A 15,019-nucleotide genomic window follows, 5' to 3' on the forward strand; every position below is an offset into this window, starting at 1 on the left:
CCTAACGGGCGAATGCTTCCTTCCACGTGACGGTCTTGCCGATGCGCAGAATGGACCGCTGGTAGATCTTGGCGGCGACGACGGCGAGTGCCGCGGTGGTGGCCGCCATGATGAGGGCGGTTCCGATGATCTGGTAGACCGGCGCGACGCCTGCTGCGATACGGAGCGGCATCATGACGGCGGAGAACGGCGGAATCCAGCTGAGAACGTTGCTGAGTGTGCTCTCCGGGTCGCCGACCGAGTAGAACGCCGCGAAGAACATTGCCATGATCAGCAACAGGAGCGGCATCGTCGTCGAATTGACGTCTTCTTGCCTGGAGACCATCGATCCACCGGCTGCGTACAGGACCGCGAAGAAGGCGAAGCCGAGCACGAACCAGCCGAGGGTGCCGGCGAAGACGCTGATCGCGGTTCCGGTGATGGTGAGTGTGCCCGTTGCAAGTCCGGCGCCCACACCTGCCGCACCGTAGAGGGCGAGTTGCAGGATTCCGACGGCTCCGATGCCGAGGATCTTGCCCCACAGCAACTGAAGCGGCCTGACGGTGGAGAGCAGCAGTTCGACGACGCGCGAGGACTTCTCTTCGACGACGCCCATGGCAACGTACATTCCGAAGCCGATGATCTGGGCGTACAGGATGAACACGGCAGCCAGAGACAGCGCAACTCGTTGTCCTGCTTCGGGATCCGGCGGGTCGATAGCTTCGACCGTGACCGTTGCGTTCGCGACGGCGGTTGCGACGGCGTCCCGGTCGACGCCTTGCTGCGCCAGCGCGGCGTCGGTAGCCTGCGATTGGACACTGCCTTCGACGACGGCTCGCAGTGCTCCGGTGAGCTCGGAATCGGTGATCGCGGTGTAGGCGCCGGATCCCGCCGGTACGAGAGCTACTGCGACGTCGCCGGATTCGACGTCCGATCGAGCTGCGTCGGCGTCGGCGATCTCGCGGATGTCGACGGGGCTGCCGACGGCGTCTCCGGTGGCGGTGATGACGGCCGCGATCTGTTGGTCGCCGACGATGCCGACGACGTCGCGGTCTTCGTCGTCTCCGCCCGCGAAGATGGAGTACGCGATGATGCCGCCGATGATGACGGCGAGAATGATGACGTTGGAGATGACGAAGCTTTTCTTCATCACCTGAACGGTGAACTCGCGCTTGGCGATCAGGCCGATTGCCCGGCTCGAAGATACTTGGGTGCTCATGCCACTGCCTCTCGGAACAGGTCGCTCAACGACGGTTTGTGGAAGGAGAATTCGTGTACGGGTCCGGTGGCGAGGGCGGCACGAAGGATGGCCTGGTCGTCGGTTCCCGGTGCGATCGAGAGGAGCGTCCGGCCGGCGCTGTGACTGACGGCCCGGGCGCCTGCGATGCCGTCGGCCCAGCCGGGCTGGGCGTTCGGTGCGTGTACTTCGAGTTGCGCATCACCTGATCCGCGGAGTTCGTCGACGGTGCCGACGGCTTTCATGGATCCGGCGGCGATGATGCCGACTCGGTCGCACAGTCGTTGCACGAGATCCAACTGGTGGCTGGAGAAGATCACCGGGACTCCGGACGACGCTTTCTCGCGGAGTACGTCGCTCATGACGTCGACGGCAACCGGGTCGAGACCGGAGAACGGCTCGTCCAGTACCAGAACCGCGGGGTCGTGCACGAGTGCCGCGGCGAGCTGAACGCGCTGCTGGTTGCCCAGGCTGAGTGCGTCGACGGTGTCGTTCAGTCGTTCCGAGATACCGAGTCGTTCGGTCCACGTGCCTACGGCCGACTTGGCGTCCGACGGTGAAAGGCCGTGCAGTTCGGCCAGATACGCGAGCTGCGGGCCGACCTTCATCTTGGGATAGAGGCCGCGTTCCTCCGGCATGTAGCCGATGGTGCGGCGGACATCGAGGTCGACGGGTTTGCCGCCGAGCAGGACCTGCCCGGAGTCGGCGGACAGTACGCCGAGGGTGATGCGCATGGTGGTGGTCTTGCCTGCGCCGTTGCTGCCGACGAAGCCGAAGAGTTCACCGGGGTGTACGTCGAACTTCAGGGAGTCGAGGGCGATCTTGTCGCCGTATCTCTTGGAGATGTTGTCGATCGTAAGGGTGCTCATGGTGCCCTTTCTTCTCGTTTCTCAGAGGTCTTCCGGGTCGAGGTCGGGAGTGATCCAGGCGAGAATCATTGCCGGGGAGCAGATTCCGGCCATCAGGCTGACGAGTGTCCACAACGCGCCTGCGTAGGCGAGTCGCTCGTTCTCGTATCCGGTGGCGAGGATGATCAGCGTGAACACCGAGACCATGACGAGGCCCTGGGTGACGGTCAAGCCGATCGACCGAGCCTCGTTGCGCTGCTGTACTTCCCATTCGTCGAGTGCGCCCACGGGTGCATCGCTGTGGCGGCCGGAGGCGGTTTGCAGCATCGTCCACAGCACGAGGAAGGCGACGGTGCCGGCGACCCACAGGATGGGTGCCCACTTCCAGAACAGCGATGCAACAGCGATGGCGAGAAGCGCGACGAGGGTGGAAATTACTGCAACCGCAAGGATTCGACGGCGCTTCTGGGTTCGCCACTTCGGCAGCATGTGCCGAGTCTTCGCGTCGTTCTCGAGAAACCTGCGTGTGCGGTAGTCCTGGTAGCGCGTCAGAATGTTCGAGTCGGGGGTGGTCACTTGTCGTTCTCCCTTCTGAACAGTTCGGCGGAGAGTGGACCGAGTTCCTTGCGCGAGAACACTGCTTCGACGGGAAGGTCGAATACTTCACAGATGCGCAGTGCCAGGTCGAGGCTCGGATAGTGGTCGCCCCGCTCGAGGGCGCCCACTGTCTGCGGGTTGACTTCGATGAGTTCGGCGAGTTGCGCGCGGCTCATCTTTCGTTCGGCCCGCAGAACTCCCACCCGGTTGAAGATCGGGAGCGTGTTCCCACGCTTGACGGGGCTCATGGAACAAAGTGTTGTATAAACCCAACGATCTGTCAACCATGGATAACGTCAGGCCTCGGTGAGTTGCCCCGACGTCATGGTCCACCGACGGGTCGCCCGGACGGTGCCCAGCATGCGGCGGTCGTGGGTGACCAGCAGGAGCGTGCCCTCGAAGTTCTCCATCGCCCGTTCCAACTGCTCGATGGCCGGAAGGTCCAAGTGGTTCGTCGGCTCGTCGAGCACCAGAAGGTTGACGCCGCGCGCCTGCAGCAGGGCCAAGGCCGCGCGGGTGCGTTCACCGGGGGACAGGGAGCCTGCAGGCCGGAGGGGATCGTCGCCGCGTAGGCCGAATTTCGCCAGGAGGGTCCGCACATCGGCGTCGGGCCAGTCGGGGACTGCTGCGCTCAGCGAGTCCGATACGGTCGCTGTCCCGGTGAACAGCCCACGAGCCTGATCGATTTCGCCGATCGCGACGCCGGAACCCAGGGACGCCGTCCCGTCGTCGGGAACGAGTTTTCCGAGCAGAACGGACAGCAATGTGGTCTTGCCCGAGCCGTTCTCGCCCGTGATCAAGACTCTGTCACCGAATTCGATCTGCGTGGTGACGGGTCCGAACGTGAAACCTGTCCGACGGACGACAGCACCGCTCAGCACCGACACGACGGTCCCGCTTCGGGGTGCAGCTGCGATCTCCATGCGCAGCTCCCACTCCTTGCGGGGCTCTTCGACCACCTCGAGCCGTTCGATGCGCCGCTGCGTCTGACGGGCTTTCGCGGCCTGCTTCTCGGTGGACTCCGCCCGAGTCTTGCGGCTGATCTTGTCGTTGTCGGTCGCCTTGCGGCGTGCATTGCGGACACCGGATTCCATCCAGTTGCGCTGCATCTGCGCACGAGATTCGAGCGAGGCCTTGGTGTCGGCGAATTCGTCGTACTTCTCCCGCGCGTGCTGACGGGCGATCTCTCGCTCGGCGAGGTAGGACTCGTAACCCCCGTCGTACACGTCGATGCGGTGTTGCGCGCGATCCAACTCGACGATGCCGGTGACCGTCCTGGCCAGGAACTCACGGTCGTGGCTGACGACGACGATCGCCGCTCGCGTTTCGACCACGAACCGTTCCAACTGCTCGAGGCCGGCCAGGTCGAGGTCGTTGGTCGGCTCGTCGAGCAGCAGAATGTCGTACCGGGCCAGCAGAATGGCAGCGAGGCCTGCCCGGGCAGCCTGGCCACCGGACAACGACGTCATGAGCGCGCTTCCATCGACATCGAGACCGAGGTCGGCGAGCACCTTCGCCGTCCGCTCGGCGAGATCGGCGCCGCCGAGGGCAAGCCATCGCTCCAACGCGGGAGTGTAACGATCCTCACCGTCGTCGTCGCCGAGGGCTTCGGCTGCATCGTTCATCGCCTGCTCAGCGGCCGTGACGCCGGTTCGTCGTCCGACGAACTCCACGATGGTTTCATCGGCGATACGTTCGGGTTCCTGCGCGAGATATCCGACGGTGGCGTCGGGCGGGCTCGTGTAGATCTCCCCCTCGGAATCGGCGGTTCCGACGCCGGCCAGAAGCGTGAGCAACGTCGATTTACCTGCACCGTTGGCTCCGACGAGGCCGATGACATCGCCTTCGGTCACGGTGAGGTCGAGGCCTGAGAACAGCGTGCGGTCACCGTGAAAAGCAGCAAGGTCGTCGATACGGAGCGTGGCAGTCACCCGATCAGTATTCCCTGCCAGGGAACAGACTCGCACCGCCGACCGTTGGCCTTCGTATGACGTTTTCACCGCAGACAAGCACTGTCCCGACGATCACCCTCAACGACGGACATGCGATTCCGCAGCTCGGCTTCGGCGTGTGGCAGGTCCCGGACGACGGCGCGCACGACGCGGTAGCCGAGGCTCTGAAGGTCGGTTACCGCAGCATCGACACCGCCAAGGTCTACGAGAACGAGACCGGTACCGGTAAGGCGATCGCGGAGTCCGGCATCGCCCGCGACGAGCTGTTCGTCACCACCAAGTTGTGGAACGACGACCAGGGTTACGACTCCACGCTGAAGGCCTTCGACGCCAGTCTGGAGCGCCTCGGCCTCGAGTACCTGGACCTGTACCTCATTCACTGGCAGCAGCTGGACCGCGACAAGTACATCGACACGTTCAAGGCGTTCCAGAAGCTGAAGGCCGACGGACGTGTCGGGTCCATCGGCGTCTCGAACTTCACGATCCCGACGCTGGAGAAGCTGGCCGACGCCGTGGGCGAGACGCCGTCGATCAACCAGATCGAGCTTCACCCGCGCCTCATCCAGGAGGAACTGCGGGCTTTCCACACCAAGCACGGCATCGCGACCGAGGCCTGGAGCCCGCTCGGCTCCGGCACGGTTCTCGAGGAGCCCGCCCTGAAGCCGATCGCCGACGCTCACAGCGTCACCCCGGCGCAGGTCATTCTGCGTTGGCACATCCAGCTCGGCAACGTCGTGATCCCCAAGTCGGTCACTCCCGAGCGCATCGCGAGCAACTTCGACGTGTTCGGCTTCGAGCTGTCGAACGACGAGATCCAGCAGATCAACGCACTCGACTCTGCTGACGGCCGTACCGGCCCGGATCCGGACAAGTTCTCGTCCTGATTTCTCTTCACTCACGCGCGGACGCAGACCCCAGGGTCTGCGTCCGCGCGTGTGTAGGTGGGCCGGCCCTCGGCGCTTATGCTGAGCGGCATGGCACCGTTGACGGGGAAAACGATCGCGCTGACGGCCGAGCGTCGGGCCGACGAGTTCGCGACTCTTCTCGAGCGCCGGGGCGCCCGTACCGTGCACGTTCCCGCGATTCACGTACTTCCCCTCGTCGACGATTCCAATCTGCGGGAGAAGACCGAAGGCATCATCGCGCATCCGCCGGAGCTGGTCGTGATCAGTACCGGTATCGGTTTCCGCGGTTGGCTCGACGCCGCGGAGACCTGGGATTCCCGTGATGCGCTGCTGAGCGCTCTGGGGAATTCCCGCATCATTGCGCGAGGACCCAAGGCGCGCGGCGCGATTCGCGGCGCCGGACTCCGCGAAGTCTGGTCCCCGGCCACCGAGGCGTCGCAGGAAGTAGCCGATCACCTCGAGTCCGAGGGGATCGCGGGCGTGGATGTCGCAGTGCAGCTTCACGGCACCATCACCGAATGGGAGCCGACGATTCATCTGAGCGAATCGCTCGAACAACTCGGCGCCTCCGTTCGCGCCATCGGTGTCTACCGCTGGATCCGGCCTGTGGATCAGCAGCCGTTGATCGATCTGCTGGCCACGATCTTGAACCACGAGGTCGACGCCGTCACCTTCACCAGCGCGCCTGCGGTGGCCTCGATGTTGTCGACAGCCAAGGACAACGGCATGCTCGACGAATTCCTCACTGCCCTTTCGGGTCCCGTCGCCGCCATCTGCGTCGGTCCGGTCACCTCGGCGCCGCTCGACGCTCTGGGTGTTCCGACGCGTATGCCCGACCGAGCGAGGTTGGGTTCGCTGGCCAAGTACGTGGTGGACGAGCTGGGCGAGAAGAGCTAGCGCAACGCGGGGCCGAGCAGCATGCCGCCGTCGACGGCGAGGTCGGAGCCGGTGGCGAACGACGCCCTCGGTGAGGTGAGATACAGGAGTGCCTCGGTGATGTCCTCGGGACGTCCGAGTCGCGGAATCGCAAAGGGCTCAGGTGAATAGAAGTCCGTTATGGGTCGCTCTCCCGGTGCGGTGGGATGCGTGACGAACGGGGTTTCGATCACGCCAGGACTGACCGAATTGACTCTGATGTTGTCTCGCCCCAACTCGAGGGCCGCAGATTTCGTCAAACCCAAGAGAGCCCACTTGCCGGCGACGTACGGTGCGTACATCGCAGTTCCTCCGTGCGCCATCGTCGATGCGATGTTGACGATGACTCCGCCGCCCCCACGTCTCATCGAGGGTGTCACCGCCTTGATCCCCAGAAATTGACCGGTGAGGTTCACGTCGAGGATTCGGTTCCATGCGGCGGGGTCGGTGTCCTCGATGGTTGCCGCCGGGTTCTGGATACCCGCGTTGTTGACAAGAATCGACACAGGTCCGAACCGGGACTCCGCGACGTCGATTGCCGACGCCCACTCCTGTGGGCGAGTGACGTCCAAGCGAACGGCGACGGCCCGCTCACCGAGTTCCTCGGCCACGTCGTCGACGGCGTCCGACCGTCCTGCCGCCACCACGTTCGCACCGGCTGCGTGATACGCCCGCGCGTGGCTCTGTCCCTGTCCGCCTGCTCCTCCTGTGATCAACACTGTGATGCCGTCGAATTCACCCATGAATGCCTCCTGCTCGAAGTGGTGAGTCGATTGACTCACCATGCGAACGTAGATCAGAGAGGTGAGGTGAGTCAAGCGACTCACCTCACCTCGTGCAGAATGCAGAGATGCCAACACGACCGTCGGATTATCACCGCGGAATCGCCGAGGAAAAGCGAGCTGCCATCGTTCGAGCGGCCACCGACCTGTTCCTGAAATCCGGCTACGATCGGACTTCGCTGGCGAAAATCGCGGACGCTTCCGGCGTTTCGAAAGCCACCTTGTTCAAACAGTTTCCGACCAAGGCGACGTTGTTCGAAGCAATCGTGCGCGAATCGTGGACACCGGGAGGCAGCGAAGACCTGCCCAGTGACGTCGATCTGGTCGGGCTCGGACGCCGATACGTCGAACTTCTCGGTCGACCCGAAATGGTGGCCCTGTTCAGGATCGTCATAGCGGAGGTGCCGCGATTTCCGGAGCTCGGACGCACGCAGTTCGACCTCGGAAAGATGCCGTACTTCGATTCGGTCAGAGCGTGGTTCGACACCACGAACGAGTCCGGACGGTTCGTCGTCGAGGACGCCGAGCTCGCAGCTACCCAGTTTCTCGGAATGATCTCGAACTTCGTGTTCTGGCCGAAGTTGCTGCTCGTGGACTGGTCGCCGAGTGCGGAACAGTGTGATCGTGCGGTCCTGGAGGCCGTGGCAACCATGGAGGCGCGGTATCGGGCGGTTCGATGAGTCCGGCGGTACGCGGGGTCAGCCGTCGAAGAACGCCGTCAGGGCAGGTCCGACGTCGCGGTAGGTGCGCACTGTTCGAATGCGGCCGTGACCGAGGCGTGCGAGATCACGTCCCAGATCGACGTCGTGTTCACCGGAGGCGTCGAGCAGGACGTCGAGCCGGGGAATCGATGCGGCGACGTAGCGGGGGTCGGGTCCGGCGTTGTGTACGCAGTCCGAGAGCAGCAGCACACGCTTGTCGGGTGACGAGACCGTACGCAGAAGTCCCGCCGCAGTCTCGAGCGCGAACTGCACGTTCGTCAGTCCACGAGCCGGGATGCTCAGCACGGTGTCGAGAATCCCGAGCGGGGTCGTCGGATCGCCGAACCGGGCGAGCACTGCGGCGTCGGACCAGAATGCGACGACAGCCAGATCGTCCGCGTTCAGCTCACCCGCCACCGCACCCACCGTCGCCGCCGCGGTACGTACCCGTTCCCCCTTCATCGATCCCGAGATGTCGACGACGAGAACGATCGACCTCTTGGTGTGCAGCCGCTCGCGTACGACGATGTCGTCGTCCTCGGGATACGGGTTGGCTGCGAGCACGTCGATCGTCCGGTCCATGTCGAGTTCGTCGGAGCCGTCGCGGTATCGCAGCGACGTCAGTTCGCCGATTCCACGGCGAGCGCGGACGTCGCGTCGGGGGCGGCGAACTGCCAGGCGTGCAGCGATCTTTCGGGCTCTGGCCCGCGTCGCGGCATCGATGGTGGTGTTCTCGCTTGCCTCGAACAGCGAGATGATCTCGGCGGACTCGTCGGTGAAACCGGGTGCCGACGGATTGTTCTCACCGGCAGCGTGTCCAGGCCGACCGCGGCCGTCGGCGACGAGAACGACTCCACCGGCGCCCGGGCGATACAGGGACGGTGATTCGGTGAGCTGTTTCGGTTTGCGGCGCAACGGCGTCAGTGCCGAGGTTTTCGAACTCGGTCGACGGACGGGTGAATCCGCCGGTACTGCTCTTCAACCCGGAGCGGCGGCAGCCGGCTGAAGCAGGAAGTGGTCTTCCCATATCCGGTACAGGATCGTTTCCGGCGTGGCGTCGGCGGTATCGTCGACGTGGATACGCCCGGACAGGGCGACGTAGACGGCGTCGAGCATCACCTGTCGGTAGTCGTCGGGTAAGTCGCGCGGGGGTTCGATGTCGGTGACGTCGGGGACCGTCACCTCGCGCAACGACGCCAGTTGCCAGGCCACGAGCGTCAGATCGATCGCTCCTCGGACGCTGCTGCCCTGGGTGATGTCCTCGTGTTCACGAGTCGCCCGGGTGATGGCGACGGCGTCGGCGATCAGTCTGAGAGAGTCGGATTCGGTTCTCAGGGCTACGATTCCGCGCTCGGCCTCGGCGTCCTGGTATCCGATGGCCAAGCGGCACAACCGGTCGTGCACGCTGGTGGAGAGTCGAGTGGTGCCGACGTTGTCGTACGGGTTCATCGACGCCACCACGCGGAACGACGGCAGAGCGGACACCGTTCCGACGCGGGGGATGGTGATTCTGCGTTCGGCCATGGCCGTCAGCAGAGTGTTGAGCGTGTCCTCGGGCGCACGATTGAATTCCTCGACGTACAGGAAACCGCCGGTGCGCATGGCCTCGACCAGCGGGCCCGGTACGAAGTTGTCCTCACTGTAATCCTCCCGGAGTACCCGAGATGGATTGTGATGCCCGACGATTCGAGCCGGCGTCAGGTCGGCGTTGCCTTCGACGAACAGCAGCGGGATGCCCCAGTCCGCCGTGATCGCGCCGAGCAGTGTGGATTTGCTGGTGCCGGGCGGACCCTCGATCAGCAGATCTCGCCCGGCGGCCACGGCAGCCAGCAGCAGGTCGAGTTCACGATCCCGCCCGACGATGTGCGCCGCGATCCGGCGGCGCACATCGGTGATCGACGTCAGCAGCGTCATTTGATCGTGTATCCCGCATCGACGGGAATGGTTGCCCCCGTGATGTATCGGGCGGCATCCGAGACCAGGAAGGCGATGGCATTGGAGATGTCGATCGGTTCGACCCACGGGATGGGCAGTGTGTTGGTGGTCGCGAAGATCGGCTCGGCCTTCTCGCGGCTCGGGTTCGGGTCGTCGGGCGCGAACAGACCCCACGTCTTCGGGTTCTGAATCATCACGGTGTCCACACCGGTGGGATGAACGGTGTTGACGCGGATACTGTGCTGGCCGAACTCGTTCGCCAGCGTTCGCATGATGCCGACGACGCCGTGTTTGGTTGCGGTGTAGTGCACGGTGTTCGGGGTGCCCTTCAGACCTGCCGTCGAGCTGGTCAGGACGATCGATCCACCGCGTCCGCCGGCGACGATGTGGGGGAGCGCCGCCTTGCACGTGTTCCACACACCGGTGAGGTTGACGTCGATCATGGTGCGCCAGGCGTCGTCGGTGATGTCGAGCGCGGGTGAAATCTCGAAGACGCCGGCGTTGCCGAGGGCGATGTCGAGGCGTCCGAGCTCGGCAACCCCGTCGTCGACGGCCTTCTTCAGGCCCGCCGAGTCGCGGACGTCCACCTGGGTGGCGACGATGCGACGATCGAGTGCCTCCACCTGCTTCACGGTGTCATCCAGTTCGGCACGCGTTGCGGCAGGGTACATTTCGATGGTGTCGACGGGTCCGCAGATGTCGACGGCGATGATGTCCGCGCCTTCCTCGGCGAGCCGGAGCGCGTGGCTGCGGCCTTGGTTGCGGGCAGCTCCGGTGATGAAGGCTACCTTGCCTTCGAGGGTTCCGGTCACTTGATCACCGACCCGGCGTCGACGGGCAACTGGACTCCGGTGATGTAGCGAGCGTCGTCGGACACCAGGAAGGCGATGGCATTGGAGATGTCGACGGGTTCGACCCACTCGATCGGAAGTGCGTTGAGTGTCTTGAACGCGGCGCCCGCATCTTCCTTCGTGGGATTCGGGGTGTCCGGCAGGAAGAGGTTGTACGTCTCCGAGTTGTGGATCATGTCCGTGTTCACCGAGGTGGGGTGTACCGAGTTCACGCGAATGTCGAAGGGTGCCAGTTCGTTTGCGAATGTCTTGACCAGCCCGACTACTCCGTGTTTGGCAGCGACGTAGTGCGCCAGGTTGGCCAGGCCCTTGATCCCGGCGGTGGAGCTGGTCAACACGATCGCGCCCCCGTTCCCGCCGGCCTTGAGGTGCGGCACGGCGGCGCGGACGGTCTTGAACACGCCGGTGAGATTGATCGCGATCATCTCGTCCCAGACGTCGTCCGTCAGGTCCTCGAGCGGTGCGAACGTGGCGATGCCTGCATTCGCGAGAACGATGTCGAGGCGACCGAGTTCGGCCACGCCGTCGTCGACGGCCTTGGTGACCTGGGCGGTGTCACGGACATCGGCTTTGGAGGCGACGATCCGTCGATCCAGAGCTTCGACCTGGCGGACCGTCTCGGCGAGGTCCTCCTCGGTGGCGAGCGGATACCCGACGGAGCCGACCTGCTCGCAGATGTCGATCGCGATGATGTCGGCACCTTCCTGGGCCAGTTTCAGCGCGTGGCTTCTGCCTTGGCCGCGTGCGGCGCCGGTGATGAATGCAACTTTCCCGTCGAGCTTTCCCATGTGCGAACTTCCTTGTTCGTGTGCGGTGAAAACCTGTGCGAGCGCGGAACGTTCACGCACCGAGGCGGTACGTTCCGCGGCAGGACGCCCAAGATGGAGGGCATGCAAAGAAACCTATCCGACACTCAGTGCAGAAGTGGGCGATTTGCTTGAATTTTCTACGTGTAACCGACGGTTTCGGGTAAGAACCGGATCCGGAACTTCACTACCGATCTCGAGTTCGCACTTGTTCAGATCGAATCGGCAGAATCACCTGCACAAGTGCGAACTCGGCGAGCTATCTGCTGCCGAGGGTGTCGAGGAGTTCGGTCACTGCGGCTCGGCCGGCGCGGTTGGCGCCGATGGTGCTGGCGGAGGGACCGTAGCCGAGGAGGTGGACGCGGTGGTCGGAGGCGACGCGGGTGGCGAGGCGTCCGTCCATGACGATGCCGCCGCCGTGGCCCCGGAGCCGCAGGGGTGCGAGGTGGTCGAGTGCACTGCGGAATCCGGTGGCCCAGAGGATGACGTCGGCGTCGAGGAAGGAACCGTCGGCCCAGCGCACTCCGCCCGGTTCGATGGTGCTGAACATCGGTAGCCGGTGCAGGGCGCCTCGGTCGCGTGCTGCCTTCAGTCGGTCGGTCAGCAGCAGCCCGGTGACGGAGACGACGGATCCCGGTGGCAGCCCGGCGCGGACGCGTTCTTCGACCATGGCGACGGCGGCGCGTCCGGCGTCGGGTCCGAAGTCGCTGTCGCGGAACTCGGGTTCGCGCCGTGTCACCCAGGTCGTGGAGGTGACGAGGGAGATCTCGTCGAGCAGTTGGACAGCGGAGATGCCGCCGCCGACGATCACGACGTGCTTGCCGGCGAACTCGTCGGCTGTGCGGTAGTCCTTGGTGTGGAGTTGGCGTCCGGTGAACGTCTCGGCGCCGGGGTACCTCGGGACGAACGGTTTTTCCCAGGTTCCGGTTGCGTTGATCAGCCCGCGAGCCGAGAGCACGATGTCCTCCGACTCGACTCGGAAACGGGGTTCGCGGTCGCAGACCACGGTGACGGTGACCGGTCGTCGAACCTGCAGGTCGAACTTCTTCTCGTAGACGTCGTAGTAGCGCGGGACGGCCTCGGCGGCGATCACTCCGTCCGGATTCTCGTCGGTCAGCACCTCGGCGAACTCCATGCCCGGCAGGTCGTGGACTCGGTTGACGGTGCTGAGGGTCAGCGACGGCCACCGGTACTGCCACGCCCCTCCGGCGGCGGGAGACCTGTCGAGCATGACGAATCCTTCGCCGGCCACCAGCCCGGCTCGGCGGAGGTGGTAGCCCGCGGACAGGCCTGCCTGGCCGGCCCCGATGACGGCGACATCTGTTTCGATCACGTTCACCAGTACATCAGCCCGCAGTCGTCGCTCACATCTACCGATGGGTAACGTCTGACCTCATGATCGGACAGACTCGTGACGGAGATGTCGTCACCCTCGAGCTCCAGCGCCCCGAGCGCCGCAACGCTTTGAACACCCAGCTGTGCGTGGCACTGCGGGAGGGGATCGAGAAGGCCGTCGCCGACGATGCCCGCGTCATCGTCGTCACCGGCCAGGGAACCAGCTTCTGCGCGGGTGCGGACCTGGACGGCGACGACTTCGCCAAGGAGTTCCCCGAGGCTCTCGAATCGCTGCTCAGGGCGGTCGACGGTGCACCTGTTCCTGTCATCGCCGCGATCAACGGACCGGCCGTGGGTGCGGGAACGCAGCTCGCGATCGCGAGTGATCTGCGCGTGGTGGCGGACGGTGCGTTCTTCGAGATCCCGTCGACGAGGCTCGGCATCGCCGTCAACAACTGGACGATCAAGCGGCTGGCGTCCCTCGCCGGTGGCAGCGTCGCCCGGACGATCCTGATGGGCGGCGAGCGGCTCGACGCCGACCGCGCCTACACCAGCGGTCTCGCGAACAAGCGCGGCGACCTCGCGGTGGCGATGGAGTGGGCGTCGGCGATCACCGAACTTGCGCCGCTGGCGCTGAAGCACCTCAAACTCGTCTTCAACGACGACGGCACGCACGACGAGCCGACGCGGGAACAGTGGGACGCGTTCGGTGCCGCGTGGACGAGCGAGGACTTGAAGGAAGCGCGGCGCGCGCGCACCGAGAAGCGCAAGCCGAAGTTCCAGGGTCGTTGAGGGGCCGGTGACACTCGGCGCACCCGACACGGGTGACACTGCCTGGCTGCTCGTCTGCACCGCGATGGTGCTGCTGATGACGCCGGGGCTCGCGTTCTTCTACGGCGGCATGGTGCGCGCCAAGAGTGTGCTGAACATGATGATGATGAGCCTGTCGGCCATCGCCGTCGTGTGGCTGCTGTGGTTGCTGTTCGGGTTCGGAATGGTGTTCGGTGACGGTGTGCTGGGCGGCTGGATCGGCAATCCGCTGCAGTTCGTCGGGCTCGGTGATCTGCTGGGCGGAACGTATTCCGGTGACGCCGTGTCGATTCCGCTCGTCGGGACCGTCCCCGGCTTGGTGTTCGCGGCGTTTCAGGCGGGGTTCGCAATGGTCACGGTCGCGCTCATCTCCGGCGCCGTCGCGGACAGGATGCGGTTCGTGCCATGGGTTCTGTTCGCAGGACTGTGGGCGACGCTCGTGTACTTCCCGGTGGCGCACTGGGTGTTCTCTCTCGACGGACTGGTCGCCGAGACCGGCGGGTGGATTTCGAATGCTTTGGGAGCGGTCGACTTCGCGGGTGGCACCGCCGTCGAGATCAACGCGGGAATGGCGGGTCTGGTTCTCGCGCTCGTCGTCGGCAACCGTCGGGGATGGCCGCGAGAAGCGATGCGCCCACACAATCTTCCCGCCGTCATGCTCGGTGCGGGGTTGCTGTGGTTCGGGTGGTTCGGCTTCAACGCAGGCTCGGCGCTGGCAGCCGACGGTGTTGCCGCCGTCGCGTTGGTGAACACCCTCGGGGCAGGCGCGATGTCGATGGCGGCGTGGCTCGTCGTCGAGAAGATCCGCGACGGCAAGGCCACCTCCTTCGGTGCTGCCTCGGGGGTCGTCGCGGGACTCGTGGCGATCACGCCGTCCTGTACGGCGGTGACGCCGATCGGTGCCGCGGGCATCGGTATCGCAGCGGGAGCATTGTGTGCGCTGGCCATCGGCCTGAAGTACCGCTTCGGTTACGACGATTCGCTGGACGTCGTCGGTGTGCACCTCGTCGGCGGAATCGTCGGCACTCTGATGATCGGATTGCTGGCGAGCGCCGACATGCCGGCGGGCGTCGACGGCCTGTTCTACGGCGGCGGACTGCATCAGCTGTGGGTTCAGTTCGTTGCGGTCGTCGCCGTGATGGCCTACACCGGCGTCGTGACCGCCCTGATCGCACTCGGAATCAAAGCCGTCATGGGTGTGCGTGCGGACGCCCAACACGAAGCCGACGGGTTGGACGAACACGAGCACGCGGAGTCGGCGTACGACTTCGCCGTCGGTCACGGTGGGTCCAACGGGCCTGGCTTGTTCGGTAAGAAATAGGATGGCGATTACCGGTTCTTGAATCTACGAAATCCGTTCTGTCCC

Annotated in this window: 16 protein-coding genes; 5 read left to right on the top strand and 11 right to left on the bottom strand. The window is 64.8% G+C overall.

Annotated elements, in window-relative coordinates; genetic code table 11:
- Window position 1 precedes the first annotated feature (1 nt).
- Genes CH290_RS08240 through CH290_RS08260 form a run of 5 tightly spaced genes read right to left on the bottom strand, consistent with a single transcriptional unit; the run spans window position 2 to window position 4,592 of the window.
- The gene (locus CH290_RS08240) at window positions 2–1,198 is read right to left on the bottom strand and encodes an ABC transporter permease (protein ID WP_020111492.1); all 1,197 of its coding nucleotides are present in this window, start codon (window positions 1,196–1,198) and stop codon (window positions 2–4) included.
- Window positions 1,195–2,085: an ABC transporter ATP-binding protein gene (locus tag CH290_RS08245; protein ID WP_019664394.1), complete on the bottom strand. Its 891-nt coding sequence runs from the start codon at window positions 2,083–2,085 to the stop codon at window positions 1,195–1,197. The genes CH290_RS08240 and CH290_RS08245 overlap by 4 nt, the downstream gene beginning before the upstream one ends.
- 21 nt (window positions 2,086–2,106) lie before the next feature.
- Entirely contained in the window at window positions 2,107–2,640 is a 534-nt protein-coding gene (locus CH290_RS08250; RefSeq protein ID WP_033190712.1) for a membrane protein, read from the bottom strand.
- The gene (locus CH290_RS08255) at window positions 2,637–2,909 is read right to left on the bottom strand and encodes a helix-turn-helix transcriptional regulator (RefSeq protein ID WP_019664396.1); all 273 of its coding nucleotides are present in this window, start codon (window positions 2,907–2,909) and stop codon (window positions 2,637–2,639) included. The genes CH290_RS08250 and CH290_RS08255 overlap by 4 nt, the downstream gene beginning before the upstream one ends.
- 48 nt (window positions 2,910–2,957) lie before the next feature.
- Window positions 2,958–4,592 carry an ABC-F family ATP-binding cassette domain-containing protein gene (locus CH290_RS08260; protein WP_033190713.1) on the bottom strand — a complete coding sequence of 545 codons (1,635 nt, stop codon included), beginning with the start codon at window positions 4,590–4,592 and terminating at the stop codon, window positions 2,958–2,960.
- A 56-nt stretch (window positions 4,593–4,648) separates the two neighbouring features.
- Between CH290_RS08260 and CH290_RS08265 the strand changes: the two genes are divergently transcribed.
- Both CH290_RS08265 and CH290_RS08270 read left to right on the top strand, forming a co-directional pair.
- Window positions 4,649–5,497 carry an aldo/keto reductase gene (locus tag CH290_RS08265; protein ID WP_019664398.1) on the top strand — a complete coding sequence of 283 codons (849 nt, stop codon included), beginning with the start codon at window positions 4,649–4,651 and terminating at the stop codon, window positions 5,495–5,497.
- Between the two features lie 78 nt (window positions 5,498–5,575).
- Window positions 5,576–6,415, top strand: coding sequence for a uroporphyrinogen-III synthase (locus CH290_RS08270; RefSeq protein ID WP_019664399.1), 840 nt, complete (start codon window positions 5,576–5,578; stop codon window positions 6,413–6,415).
- Here CH290_RS08270 and CH290_RS08275 read toward each other — a convergent pair.
- Window positions 6,412–7,260 (bottom strand): SDR family NAD(P)-dependent oxidoreductase, encoded by an 849-nt coding sequence (locus CH290_RS08275; protein ID WP_196806166.1) that lies wholly within the window; start codon window positions 7,258–7,260, stop codon window positions 6,412–6,414. The genes CH290_RS08270 and CH290_RS08275 overlap by 4 nt on opposite strands.
- 23 nt (window positions 7,261–7,283) lie before the next feature.
- On the opposite strand from CH290_RS08275, the gene CH290_RS08280 reads away from it, so the two are divergent.
- On the top strand, window positions 7,284–7,895 hold the full coding sequence (locus CH290_RS08280) for a TetR/AcrR family transcriptional regulator (protein ID WP_020111487.1): 612 nt from the start codon (window positions 7,284–7,286) through the stop codon (window positions 7,893–7,895).
- Between the two features lie 18 nt (window positions 7,896–7,913).
- Here CH290_RS08280 and CH290_RS08285 read toward each other — a convergent pair whose 3' ends face one another.
- The 5 genes from CH290_RS08285 to CH290_RS08305 form a co-directional block, all read right to left on the bottom strand.
- The gene (locus CH290_RS08285; protein WP_020111486.1) at window positions 7,914–8,831 is read right to left on the bottom strand and encodes a vWA domain-containing protein; all 918 of its coding nucleotides are present in this window, start codon (window positions 8,829–8,831) and stop codon (window positions 7,914–7,916) included.
- 63 nt (window positions 8,832–8,894) lie between these two features.
- A complete protein-coding gene (locus CH290_RS08290; RefSeq protein ID WP_020111485.1) occupies window positions 8,895–9,830 on the bottom strand; it encodes an AAA family ATPase in 936 nt (311 codons plus the stop codon).
- On the bottom strand, window positions 9,827–10,663 hold the full coding sequence (locus CH290_RS08295) for a mycofactocin-coupled SDR family oxidoreductase (protein ID WP_033190714.1): 837 nt from the start codon (window positions 10,661–10,663) through the stop codon (window positions 9,827–9,829). The genes CH290_RS08290 and CH290_RS08295 overlap by 4 nt, the downstream gene beginning before the upstream one ends.
- The gene (locus CH290_RS08300) at window positions 10,660–11,490 is read right to left on the bottom strand and encodes a mycofactocin-coupled SDR family oxidoreductase (protein ID WP_033190821.1); all 831 of its coding nucleotides are present in this window, start codon (window positions 11,488–11,490) and stop codon (window positions 10,660–10,662) included. The genes CH290_RS08295 and CH290_RS08300 overlap by 4 nt, the downstream gene beginning before the upstream one ends.
- A 277-nt stretch (window positions 11,491–11,767) precedes the next feature.
- The gene (locus tag CH290_RS08305; protein ID WP_033190715.1) at window positions 11,768–12,847 is read right to left on the bottom strand and encodes an NAD(P)-binding domain-containing protein; all 1,080 of its coding nucleotides are present in this window, start codon (window positions 12,845–12,847) and stop codon (window positions 11,768–11,770) included.
- Window positions 12,848–12,903: 56 nt separating this feature from the next.
- Between CH290_RS08305 and CH290_RS08310 the strand changes: the two genes are divergently transcribed.
- Both CH290_RS08310 and CH290_RS08315 read left to right on the top strand, forming a co-directional pair.
- Complete coding sequence (locus CH290_RS08310; protein ID WP_020111481.1) at window positions 12,904–13,635, top strand: enoyl-CoA hydratase; 732 nt, start codon at window positions 12,904–12,906, stop codon at window positions 13,633–13,635.
- Between the two features lie 7 nt (window positions 13,636–13,642).
- On the top strand, window positions 13,643–14,974 hold the full coding sequence (locus CH290_RS08315) for an ammonium transporter (RefSeq protein WP_019664408.1): 1,332 nt from the start codon (window positions 13,643–13,645) through the stop codon (window positions 14,972–14,974).
- The last annotated feature ends 45 nt before the right edge of the window (window positions 14,975–15,019 follow it).

Origin of the sequence: Rhodococcus sp. 06-156-4, from assembly GCF_002259345.1 — a bacterium.
Taxonomy (GTDB): Bacteria; Actinomycetota; Actinomycetes; order Mycobacteriales; family Mycobacteriaceae; genus Rhodococcoides; species Rhodococcoides fascians_E.

Coding starts and splice junctions, on each gene's coding strand:
- CH290_RS08240 (WP_020111492.1), bottom strand. CDS start 1,198: ATGAGCACCCAAGTATCTTCGAGCCGGGCAATCGGCCTGATCGCCAAG.
- CH290_RS08245 (WP_019664394.1), bottom strand. CDS start 2,085: ATGAGCACCCTTACGATCGACAACATCTCCAAGAGATACGGCGACAAG.
- CH290_RS08255 (WP_019664396.1), bottom strand. CDS start 2,909: ATGAGCCCCGTCAAGCGTGGGAACACGCTCCCGATCTTCAACCGGGTG.
- CH290_RS08265 (WP_019664398.1), top strand. CDS start 4,649: ATGACGTTTTCACCGCAGACAAGCACTGTCCCGACGATCACCCTCAAC.
- CH290_RS08270 (WP_019664399.1), top strand. CDS start 5,576: ATGCTGAGCGGCATGGCACCGTTGACGGGGAAAACGATCGCGCTGACG.
- CH290_RS08280 (WP_020111487.1), top strand. CDS start 7,284: ATGCCAACACGACCGTCGGATTATCACCGCGGAATCGCCGAGGAAAAG.
- CH290_RS08290 (WP_020111485.1), bottom strand. CDS start 9,830: ATGACGCTGCTGACGTCGATCACCGATGTGCGCCGCCGGATCGCGGCG.
- CH290_RS08300 (WP_033190821.1), bottom strand. CDS start 11,490: ATGGGAAAGCTCGACGGGAAAGTTGCATTCATCACCGGCGCCGCACGC.
- CH290_RS08310 (WP_020111481.1), top strand. CDS start 12,904: ATGATCGGACAGACTCGTGACGGAGATGTCGTCACCCTCGAGCTCCAG.